The sequence below is a fragment of the Nitrosomonas communis genome (assembly GCF_900114745.1).
GTDB lineage: Bacteria > Pseudomonadota > Gammaproteobacteria > Burkholderiales > Nitrosomonadaceae > Nitrosomonas > Nitrosomonas communis_A.
Map to the genome: position 1 here is coordinate 20,547 of NZ_FOUB01000047.1, position 7,073 is coordinate 27,619.

10 protein-coding genes are annotated in these 7,073 nt (G+C 45.4%); 4 read left to right on the forward strand and 6 right to left on the reverse strand.

Annotation, left to right across the window (positions count from 1 at the left end):
* The first annotated feature begins 78 nt into the window (after nt 1-78).
* The 3 genes from BM122_RS14860 to BM122_RS14875 all read left to right on the forward strand — a co-directional run bounded on the left by BM122_RS14860 (nt 79) and on the right by BM122_RS14875 (nt 3,411).
* Nucleotides 79-1,368, forward strand: coding sequence for an HAD-IC family P-type ATPase (locus BM122_RS14860; RefSeq protein WP_256212091.1), 1,290 nt, complete (start codon nt 79-81; stop codon nt 1,366-1,368).
* 189 nt (nt 1,369-1,557) lie between these two features.
* Nucleotides 1,558-2,523, forward strand: a complete 966-nt coding sequence (gene corA, locus BM122_RS14865) for a magnesium/cobalt transporter CorA (RefSeq protein ID WP_074906390.1) — start codon at nt 1,558-1,560, stop codon at nt 2,521-2,523.
* A 579-nt stretch (nt 2,524-3,102) separates the two neighbouring features.
* On the forward strand, nt 3,103-3,411 hold the full coding sequence (locus BM122_RS14875) for a helix-turn-helix domain-containing protein (protein WP_074906379.1): 309 nt from the start codon (nt 3,103-3,105) through the stop codon (nt 3,409-3,411).
* A 51-nt stretch (nt 3,412-3,462) separates the two neighbouring features.
* On the opposite strand, the gene BM122_RS22530 is transcribed toward BM122_RS14875, so the two are convergent.
* The 6 genes from BM122_RS22530 to BM122_RS26165 form a co-directional block, all read right to left on the reverse strand.
* Nucleotides 3,463-3,609 (reverse strand): hypothetical protein, encoded by a 147-nt coding sequence (locus BM122_RS22530; protein WP_177198153.1) that lies wholly within the window; start codon nt 3,607-3,609, stop codon nt 3,463-3,465.
* Between the two features lie 76 nt (nt 3,610-3,685).
* Nucleotides 3,686-3,847 (reverse strand): hypothetical protein, encoded by a 162-nt coding sequence (locus tag BM122_RS23440; RefSeq protein WP_177198154.1) that lies wholly within the window; start codon nt 3,845-3,847, stop codon nt 3,686-3,688.
* 117 nt (nt 3,848-3,964) lie between these two features.
* A complete protein-coding gene (locus BM122_RS22535; RefSeq protein ID WP_074906380.1) occupies nt 3,965-4,702 on the reverse strand; it encodes a class I SAM-dependent DNA methyltransferase in 738 nt (245 codons plus the stop codon).
* Nucleotides 4,672-5,043, reverse strand: a complete 372-nt coding sequence (locus BM122_RS14885; RefSeq protein WP_074906381.1) for a hypothetical protein — start codon at nt 5,041-5,043, stop codon at nt 4,672-4,674. Before BM122_RS14885 ends, BM122_RS22535 begins: the two co-directional genes overlap by 31 nt.
* A 28-nt stretch (nt 5,044-5,071) precedes the next feature.
* Complete coding sequence (locus tag BM122_RS14890; RefSeq protein WP_074906383.1) at nt 5,072-6,151, reverse strand: DNA methyltransferase; 1,080 nt, start codon at nt 6,149-6,151, stop codon at nt 5,072-5,074.
* 21 nt (nt 6,152-6,172) lie between these two features.
* Entirely contained in the window at nt 6,173-6,586 is a 414-nt protein-coding gene (locus BM122_RS26165; protein WP_371264933.1) for a hypothetical protein, read from the reverse strand.
* 317 nt (nt 6,587-6,903) lie between these two features.
* Here BM122_RS26165 and BM122_RS14905 point away from each other — a divergent pair.
* Nucleotides 6,904-7,073, forward strand: a 170-nt coding sequence (locus tag BM122_RS14905) for an IS630 transposase-related protein (protein ID WP_143083316.1), incomplete at its 3' end; no start/stop codon positions are given.

Genomic DNA, 7,073 nt, shown 5'->3' on the forward strand with positions numbered 1-7,073 from the left:
TTACGCAGTATTTTGGCGTATGCCCATTTGTGCTAGATGAGACAATGAGAATACTCTTTGAATCATTTCTAGCTGGTTTTGCTATATGAAACACGGGATAATAAAATCCAGACACCACTAGATCAGCCATCCCGCGAACAGATACACGAAAAGCTTGCTGCTTTTGAGAAAGAGGGTTTTCGTGTATTAGGTATTGCCTGGCGCGAAGTTCCATTGGATCATCCTCATGCCGTGCTCAGCGATGAAACAGGACTCGTATTTGCAGGTTTTGCTTGCTTTCTTGATCCCCCTAAAGCAAGCGCGAGTGCCGCTCTATCCGCTCTCCAGAAAAGTGATGTAATGGTGAAAATTGTTACGGGTGATAGTGAGCTTGTGACACAGCATATCTGTACTCAGTTAAAAATTCTAATAATAGGAATATTGACGGGTAAAGAGATTGCACAAATGGATGATTCAGCTTTACGTGTTAAAGTAGAAAGTGCAAACTTGTTTTGCCGGGTTAACCCCTCTCAAAAAGACCGTGTGATCTTGGCACTTAAAGCCCGTGGTCATGTAGTAGGTTATCTCGGAGACGGCATTAATGATGCGCCGCCACTTCACTCAGCGGATGTAGGCTTATCGGTTGATTCCGCTGTCGATGTCGCTAAGGAAGCGGCCGATATGATTCTGCTGAATCATGACTTGAATGTCATCCATGCTGGCGTATTGGAAGGCCGGCGTACCTTTGGCAATATAATGAAGTACATCATGATGGGCACCAGCTCTAACTTTGGTAATATGTTTAGCATGGCCGGCGCAGCCTTATTCCTGCCTTTCCTACCCATGTTACCCACTCAAATATTGCTCAACAATATTTTATATGACCTGTCTGAAGTGCCGATTCCCCTGGATAAAGTAGATGCTGAAGAACTTCGAAAACCGAGGGAGTTAGATATAAACTTTATACGAAATTACATGCTGGTGATCGGACCTATCAGTTCAGTGTTTGATTTCCTGACTTTCTATATCATGCTTACATTGCTCGAGGCAGATGAAGCATTGTTTCAAACTGGCTGGTTTATCGAATCCCTATGCACTCAAGTGCTGGTAATCTTTATTATACGCACTCGTGGCAATCCACTCAAAAGCCGTGCCCACCCAATCTTAGTCGCGACTTCCCTTACTGTTGTGGTGTTAGCTGTGATCATTCCATTTACTCCTTTGGGGACATACTTTGGTTTTGTTCCTCCGCCTGCCCGGTTCTATTTTATTCTGGCAGTGATGGTGATAACCTATCTAATAGTGGTCGAAGTAGCCAAGAGAAGTTTTTACCGACGATATAATTCATTTGCCAAATCAAATAGGTACCCATTTCTAAATCAAAACTGATTTTGTCGGCTTTACCTTGCCGTATTATTTATCCTGTCTGCGGCTCGCCTTTGTGTCATGTTTGATTTGGAAATGAAATAAGAGGATTTTACAAAACTCTATTTTTAAGAATCAATACTAATAAAAAGCTAATTAGTAATTAACGAAAGGACTTTTGCAAGCGTCTTGATAAATGATAAGGATTCAATTGTGCTCATTAATTGTGTAGCTTATGAAAACGGTAAGCGTGTAGCCGATCTCAATGTAGAGGAAATCAGTGATTACTTGGAACGGCCGGAATGTTTTGTCTGGGTTGCGCTGCAGGATGCAACGCCCGAGGAACTGAGCAGGATGAAGGAAGAGTTCAATCTCCATGAACTTGCTGTAGAAGATGCGCGTCACGGTCATCAACGCCCCAAACTGGAAGAATATGGTGACTCCCTTTTCGTGGTAATGCATCTGCTTGAGCTTGACAATGAGGAAAGCAGCCTCGGAGAAATGCACATCTTTGTCGGACATAACTATGTCCTTTCGGTCAGAAACCGAAGTCAACGCCATTTCCTGGGTGTACGCAAACGCTGTGAACAAGAACCACACCTCCTAAAGCAAGGGCCTGCCTTTGTGCTATATGCTCTGATGGACGCAGTGGTGGATCGCTATTTCCCAATAATCGACCATTTGGAATCAGAACTGGAAGAAATCGAAGGGCAGATTTTTTCCAAGGGAGCTGCTCGTACGAATATTGAGCGTCTCTATGGGCTTAAGCGCAAGGTCATGGTCCTAAAACACGCTGTAGCTCCGCTCATGGAAGTAGCTGGTAAGTTATCTAGCAGCCGTGGCCCGGCAGTGTGCAACAATAGCCGAGATTACTTCCGGGATGTCTATGATCACTTGCTTCGGATCGACGCCTCTATCGACACTATTCGAGATACCATCAGCACTGCCATCCAAGTCAATCTCTCTATAGTGGCTATTGAATACAATGAGGTGAGCAAACGGCTAGCGGCATGGGGTGGAATTTTCGCTGCTGCTACGGCCTTGGCTGGGATTTGGGGAATGAATTTCGAGCACATGCCCGAATTGGAATGGGAATATGGTTATCTCATCGCGCTGCTAGCCATCTGCTCGGCCTGTGTCTTCCTTTATATTCGTTTCAAGAAAGCCGGATGGTTATAAATGACTGTTATCTGCTGGCATAAAGATACAAAATAAAAATAAATAGCCATCGTTTTGAATATTTCTCTTGCCTTTTCCTATCATAAATAGTATCCAATCACTTAGCTTGACATTGCCCGTCAATGACGAATAATTGCGCTATGCCTACCATCGCTGAAACAGAAGACTTGAACGTCTCTGGCCGCATTACTGGACGGAGCAAGAATACAATGAATTCATCACTTACATGACCCAGAACCCAGACATAGGTGATGTCGTCAAAGGTTCAGGTGGTATGCGAAAAGTTCGTTAGGGTCGTTCAGGCTATGGAAAATCCAGTGGTGTACGCATCATTTATTTTAATCGTTTGGCTAATGGTGAAATCTGGTTAGTCTTTATGTATGCAAAAAGCAGACTAGATTCTATTAGCGCTAAAACTCTAAAGGGCACCTCTAAAAATTCATAATTCGTCACAATACTTCGTTGTTTTCAAAAAATGTTTCCTTACATATCAGTTATATGCTGCGTTAACATTTTTTGTTCTCGCCTTGTCTTGTTTAGAGCTCTGAATTTTTAGAGGCGCCCTAAAGGAATTCAAGCATGAAATCGAAAAAACCTTTGACTGATAAAGAACTAGAAGCATGGGAAAACAGCAGAGACATGGAAGCTGAATTACTTAAATCAGTAAAGCAAATGGCTGCTAAAAAAAGTCACGTGGTTATGTCTCCCGTTATTTCTGCACGCAAGAAATCGGGTCTTTCCCAAGCTGAATTTGCTAAGTTATTAGGCGTTTCAGTAAGAACTCTTCAGGAGTGGGAACAAGGCCGCCGTCAACCCAGTGGCGCAGCTAAAACCCTGATTGCCATTGCCGAGCGTCGCCCTGATGTATTGAAGGAAATCGTTGTATAGCAGTTTGTCCCTAGCAGACTATCAACTGATAAATATGATTGGCAGAAAGAATTAGCTCTGAAATAAAACCGATGCCACAGTATTGATCTCCGATGTTTGCCAGACCCGCTCGTCGTTGAGTTTGGATAACACGAAATAGCGGTATTCATAACCTTTTTCATACTGACCTGAGTAATGCTGTTCCAAGTGGATGGTCATTTGTATTTTATTTTTATATGAAAAATTAAAATATAAAAATGGCTATGTTACTTTCTGCTCCTTTTCAAGAGCAAGGCTAACCGGGAACTTGTTGTTGCAATTCCATGGGCAGAGCTTCATTTTCTTGGCGCTGTTGCTGATGTTCATCGGAATTTTCTGAAGTTGTTGATGGTTGTTTGTTAGTAGTTCGCAGCAAGTTCAATTTCAACAGGCGTTGCAGAATTTCCGTATCTATCATTTCCGGCGTGTAGTCATTCCAGCCGTACGCCTTAGCAACGGCTTTATCGAGCTTCTCGCAACGTAATTTTAGACCGGTGGGTCTCTCGTTATAGAGATTTGTCAGCGTACGTTTTTTTCAATCTGCAGCGTATTCTGATTTTGGAGCTAGCCGCGACGGAAAACCAGCTACGCGTTCTTCCTCTGTCTGTTCCCAATCCAACCATCCTTCCGGGTTAATCCATTTTTCCCGCCAGGCAGCTAAATCGGCTGCGGCTTCTGCAATATTCTTGAAGTATATGTTTTCGGGGATGGTCTTGGCTTTGAGGTTAAAGTCGAGCGGGAAAGCGAAGGCCTCGAAAGTGAGGCTAGCGTTATAGCGGGGATCATTCCCTAAACCCATGCGCTCACCCTTTGCCAATGCCCAAATACAGTGCATGCGCGAAGAGAGGATGCCCAAGGTCGCATCATCTTCCCGAGGAAAGACAATCAAGCTGTGCTCCGGTGCCACTTGCACCGGGAATTTGACAAAGAAGCAGTGCTTAGCAGTTTCCGGGGTGGCGATGTAATGGGTCAGGCCGGTAAGGGCAGAGCGCATTCCAGGGCGCTTCTCGCCGTGCTGCCACCATTTTTCCGCCCGAGCTGCACGATTGTTATTAATCCGTAGAGGCCTTAATTTTTCCTCGACGTAGGCAAAGGGTTTAAGATAGTCAGCGGCCTCTTCTTGTTCCATCCCAGCAAAATCCACTACCCAATTGCCTGCCCAGCGACGAGTGATATCGGAGCCGTTGTATATGGGCCGCACTACGTCACTGTTGGGGCGACCGTTCGGATTGCCGGTATCTTTCAGCCAAGCAAGCGCGGTAGGGGTGTCCACTTTAAACGTTCCAGCAAGACATAGGCCAAAAAAGATCTGTCTTTATTAGTTGGCAGGAGTTTCGCCTGAGTCAAATCCAGAACGGTGCTGGCGTCGGAGCTGGCAGTCAAATCGGCATGAATCAGGGCTGCCGGTTTACCTGCTAATTTTATCGTATGAAATCCTGGACTGCCAAAACATACTAGTGACACACGAACTGCCGTTCCAGCATCAAACCAGTCCTTATCTGGCCAAGCTTCGAAAATAGTTGTCGATTGCTGAATACCCTCCAATACAACGCGATTGCGTTTCTGACGTATCGAGGTTAGTAGACATTCAGCCCGCCGCCTTTGCGTTACCATTCGCAATCTGCTGCCGCGCTTTCTCGAACTAATATGTCACCAAATCTGCACCGCCTGGCACGCGTCCTTTGTAACAGTTACGTAAGGTTGTGACATAGTCATCGCCTAGTTCACCACGCATCATCTTATCCCCCAAAAACGGCGGATTGCCGACAATCACATCCGCATCCGGCCACTGCGCTTCAATGCCGTCGGCATTGAGTAACGCATCACGATGTTGAATTCCATCGAGACTACTGAGGATCGTATTTTTATGGATCGATCTGCCGTTGCGTTGGCACCATTGGATGTCGCCCATCCATACTGTCACTCTTGCCAATTCAGCAGCGTATTCGTTGGTTTCAATGCCGAGAACATTGTCAGTACCGGTTTCGATAGTGAGCTGTTTACCAAGTCCTAACACCTCAGCGTCCGATTGCGCGAAATGTTCCAAATCCTTGAGTGCATGTAATGCTAGATACAGAAAGTTGCCCGAACCACAGGCCGCGTCCAGCACTCGAAAGTTGCGCAGGCGTTCCAAATAACCGTGATACAGATCTGCTGCGGCTTTTCGGTATTTTTTCTTGGTTTCTGCTTTGGTTTTGTCGGCATTTTCCAATGCGGCAATTATTTCTGTTTTGATGGCTACCCATTCGGCACTCAATGGCCGGGTAATCAACGGCTCGATCAGCTTATTGATAGTAGCAACATCGGTATAATGGGTTCCCAGTTGCGCCCGGCAGCTTGGATCACGGTCGCGTTCGAATAAGGTGCCGAAGGTTGGATCAATTGCTCGCCAGTCCAAATTTTCGGCGGCCTGGCGTAAAATAGAGAGATCGCTTTCAGTAAGCGGCGGTACATCAATGATCTTGAACAGTCCGCCATTGAACCAGGCAATATCGTCATTACCGTATATACCACCCTTTTTTTGCATCGCAGCAAACAGCTTTTTAATCCTATCCGCGGTTTTGCTGGGATCTGTATGGGCAGCTTTGAGGATGCGAGAAAAGATCTTGCTGTCACTCGTCGGACTGTCGTGCAGCAAGCCTTCGTCCTCGGAAAACATGCAGAAAATGCACTGGGTCAGAAAATGTGCTGCCTGCTGAGGATCAACACCACGTTCGCGCATGGCTTTAGCCAGCCTGGCAAATTATCCTGCGGCTTCAGTGGTAATTGCTGCATTAGATTTTAACGGTTTGAGTTTGTCTGGGTTGGTAAACACCCAACGCAAGATTTGTAAGTTTACGGGCTCGCCGATTTCTTTTGGCAAGATGGTACGCGGCTCATCCGGGTAGCCACGAAACGCGGTATGAATTTGGATGCGTTCGCGGTCACATACAATTAGCAAAGGAGGGTTGCCAAGATTGCCTGAATATTCTCGCAACTGCGCCAAGGTTGCTTTTAAGCCGCTCCCTGGTTTCTTGTTTTCCCATCCAAAATGATCGCGCTTCCAAACATCTGCCCAGCCTTGCCCACCGCCGTCTTTAATGGCACCTTTTTCGTAACAATAATCTTCGGAGCTGCGTGGCTTTTTGATTTGTAGCAGCTCGCATAAGTCTTCAATAAACGTTGCGTACCTGCCTTTTCGGTTAAATCATTTTCAGTCCATCTCTTAATGAATTTTTCAGGTGTCATGCAGTTATATCCAAGTGTTATAGGTGCTTTCAAATACGTGGCAAAGCTAGATCTGCCAGGTAACGGTGCATTCTAATCTTGAATAATTTATTATGCATAACATTCATCACACACAAATCCAGAGGAGCTGATAGGTTGCTTTATCCCAGAAATTGAATGTTCGGATCTGTTTGTGGAATAACACAAGTCCAATTAATAACGCGATCAAGTATAGCACAACCAGATAATTTTGATTATAATTTAAAGATGGCCTATTCACTGGATTTCCGCCGTAAAGTCCTGTCTGTTAGAGAGAAAAAAGGACTTACGATAGCCGAGGTGGCGGCCCGGTTTGATGTTGGCGTGGCGAGCGTGACGCGTTGGGTTAAGAACATCCATCGTAAACCTCAAGGGTTTCGCCAACGCAAGATTGATCT

Excerpts from the sequence above, each read along its gene's own strand:
- BM122_RS14885 (WP_074906381.1), bottom strand. The coding sequence starts at position 5,043 with ATGGTAACGCAAAGGCGGCGGGCTGAATGTCTACTAACCTCGATACGT.
- BM122_RS22530 (WP_177198153.1), bottom strand. The coding sequence starts at position 3,609 with ATGACCATCCACTTGGAACAGCATTACTCAGGTCAGTATGAAAAAGGT.
- BM122_RS14890 (WP_074906383.1), bottom strand. The coding sequence starts at position 6,151 with ATGCGCGAACGTGGTGTTGATCCTCAGCAGGCAGCACATTTTCTGACC.
- BM122_RS14875 (WP_074906379.1), top strand. The coding sequence starts at position 3,103 with ATGAAATCGAAAAAACCTTTGACTGATAAAGAACTAGAAGCATGGGAA.
- BM122_RS23440 (WP_177198154.1), bottom strand. The coding sequence starts at position 3,847 with ATGATAGATACGGAAATTCTGCAACGCCTGTTGAAATTGAACTTGCTG.